Here is a 3,178-nt window from a genome sequence, read left to right on the forward strand (position 1 = left end):
TTAGCGCGAGCGTTTACACCAGATTTTCCGTGTGGTCCCGATCTGTCGCGGAACTTACAAGTTTTGCGAAACCTCGCGTCCCTGGCGCGGCAAGGCTACGCTTACTGGTTGACGGGAGTGAGTCGTATGGCCCGACGCGACCTTCTGACAGGAGACGAGCGCCGAGCACTGTTCGGCGTACCGCTCGACCGCGCCTCGCTCGCCAAGTTCTACACCGTCATGCCCGAGCATCGGTCGCTGATCGAGGCGAGGCGTGGCGACGCCAACCGGCTTGGCTTCGCGCTCCACTTGGCGCTTCTGCAGTATCCAGGCTTTGGATTACGACACGACGAGGTGGTGCCCGACTTTCTGGCCCATTACATAGCGGACCAACTCGGCTTGCGATCGAGCACGCTGGCTGGCTATGCCCACCGCGCACAGACCCGGCTCGAGCACGCCTGGGAAGCAATGGGAAGTCTGGGCCTGCGCGGCTTCGAGCCCGGCGACGTGGGGCGCGCACTTGACGTCGCGACCGAGGCGGCGAGAGGAACCGAGCGCGGCATGGCCATTGCGACTGCGATCATCGACGACCTTCGCGCAGGCCGCATCGTTCTTCCGGCGCCAGCCCGCATCGAGCGGATCGGGATCGCAGGAAGGGCAAGGGCGCGCAAGCTCGCGGCCGACATCGTGGTGGCCGCACTCACGCCAGGGCAGGTCGGCGCCCTCGACGCTTTGCTGGTCGCCGATCAGAAAAGTGGGGTGACCCCGCTCGCGTGGTTGCGCGACACGGGCGACAGCCCATCCGCCCGAAATCTCGCCGGCATCCTCGCTCGCCTGTCCTACGTCCGCGGCATCGGCATCGACGCGCGGGTGGCCGAGAGCATCCACGAGCGCCGATTTCGCCAACTCGTACGTGAAGGAGCAGTTGCGCCGGCATTCCTCCTCTCGGACTATTCGCTCCGTCGCCGGCGAGCGACCTTGGCCGCGGCCATGATCGACCTTGAAGCCCGGCTCGCCGATGCCGCGATCGAGATGTTCGCCAAGCAGACCGGGCTCCTATTCGCCAAGGCGCGAGCCTCGCAAAAACGCCGCTACGAGGCGACCACCAAGGACGTCGGCCGCCTCATGCGAATGTTCGGATCGACGATCGGTACGCTTCGTGTCGCGCGCGAAGACGGGCTTGATCCTTGGTCTGCGCTCGAGACCGGCGTTGGCTGGGACCGGTTGATGGGTGTGGCCGATGAGGTGTCCGCGATCGCCGATCTCGCTCGTGACGAGCCGTTGGTCAGGGCGTCCGACAAGTACATGACGCTTCGTCGATATGCGCCGGCTTTCCTGGACGCATTCCGGTTCAAGGCCACGGGGTCGCGCGATGGCGTGCTCGCGGCCGTAAAGCTGGTGCGCGAGTTGAACGCGACCGGCAAGCGCGAGGTGCCGATCGACGCACCCATGCCATTCCCGAAGAGCTGGAAAGCCGCGATCACGGAGGGCGGAAGCATCGATCGGAGACGATATGAGACGGCAACCGTCGCTATGGTGCGCGAGCGGCTTGGCTCGGGAGACCTGTGGGTGGAGGGTACCCGCGACCACCTTCGCTTCGATGCCTATCTGCTGCCCCGCTCCGAGGCCGCAGCAATCGCCGGTAATCTGCCTTTCGACACCGACGTGGACCGCTACCTCGACGGACGTGCCAAGTTGCTCGACTGGCGGCTGCGCCGGTTCGGCAATGCACTGAAGCGCGGCACGCTCGACGGCGTCGAGCTGAGGGGCAACGAATTGCGCGTCACCCCGGTCGCGGCAACGACACCCGCGGCAGCCGACCAGCTCGATGCACTCGTTGATCGGATCATGCCTAAGGTCCGCATCACCGAGCTTCTGGCCGAGGTGGCGAGACGCACCGGCTTTGTGTCAGCTTTCCCCGAACTCCGTTCGGGGCGGACGCATCCCAATCCCGAGGCCCTTCTTGCGGCCATCCTGGCGGACGCGACCAATCTCGGGATCGAGCGAATGGCTAACGCCAGTCAGGGTATCAGTTACGCGCAGTTGGCGTGGACACACAGCTGGTATCTCTCGGACGAGAACTATGCGGGCGCGCTGCGCCACCTGATCGATGCGCAGGCCGCCCTGCCGCTCACCCGGCTCTGGGGAGACGGCACCACGTCGAGTTCGGATGGGCAGTTCTTCAGGAGCGGTCGCCGCGGGTCCGCCGGTAGCGTCAACCTGCATTACGGCTCGGAACCCGGGCAGAAGATCTATACCCACGTCGCCGACACCTATGCCCCGTTCCACGCCCGGCTGATCTCGGCGACCGCGGCCGAGGCGCCCTACGTCCTCAACGGTTTGGTCGCCCACGGAACCGGCATCGAACCGGCCACCCATTACGCCGACACCGGCGGCAGTTCCGACCATGTGTTCAGCCTGGCGCATCTGCTCGGTTTCCGGTTTGTCCCGCGCCTGCGCGACTTGGCAGACCGCAAGCTCGGCACATTCGAGGGCCAGAGTCGCTACCCTTCGCTGGCGCCCCTGATCGGCCGCCCGATCAACACCTCGGTGATCCGCGAGAGCTGGGACGAGCTGGTCCGTCTGGCCGCATCCATCAAGGCCCATGCCGTGCTGCCGTCGGTCATGCTGAAGAAGCTGGCCGCGCACCGCCGTCAGAACCGTCTCGATTTCGCGCTCCAGGAGGTGGGCCGCATCGAGCGCGCACTGTTCACAATCGACTGGTTGGAATCGAAGCAGCTCCGGCAGCAGTGCCAGGCCGGACTGAACAAGGGCGAAGCGCGGCATTTCCTCGCCCAGGCCGTCTTCGCGCACAAGCAGGGCCGGTTGCGGGATCGCACGTTCGAGGACCAGGCGCTCAAGGCATCGGGGCTGAACTTTGTCACCGCCGCCATCATCTATTGGAACACACTTTATATGGGCCGGGCAGTCGATCACCTACGCCGATCGGGCGAGCCTGCCCCCAACGAGTTGCTTGCGCATGTCGCGCCGCTGGGCTGGCGGCATATCAGCCTCACCGGCGACTATCTTTGGCAGAACACCGGCCATGGCGTCGATAACGACGGCTTCAGGCCGCTCAATCTTGGCGTCGAACCCATCGACCAAGTTGCATGAAGGGGGTCGAAGCTCATCTGACCCCGCAATGTTGCCTCTATGTTCAACTTACCGCTGTCCGTGTAACAAACCTTGAAGTGCCCCC

1 protein-coding gene is annotated in these 3,178 nt (G+C 65.0%); it reads left to right on the forward strand.

The window, feature by feature from the left end:
* The first annotated feature begins 126 nt into the window (after positions 1–126).
* Positions 127–3,093 carry a Tn3 family transposase gene (locus LL253_RS19560; RefSeq protein WP_021224430.1) on the forward strand — a complete coding sequence of 989 codons (2,967 nt, stop codon included), beginning with the start codon at positions 127–129 and terminating at the stop codon, positions 3,091–3,093.
* Positions 3,094–3,178: the final 85 nt, after the last annotated feature.

Source organism: Sphingobium soli (genome assembly GCF_020782245.1).
Taxonomy (GTDB): domain Bacteria; phylum Pseudomonadota; class Alphaproteobacteria; order Sphingomonadales; family Sphingomonadaceae; genus Sphingobium; species Sphingobium soli.

What these genes read in the sequence shown, in the direction of transcription:
- LL253_RS19560 (WP_021224430.1), top strand. Translation starts at nt 127, where the DNA reads ATGGCCCGACGCGACCTTCTGACAGGAGACGAGCGCCGAGCACTGTTC.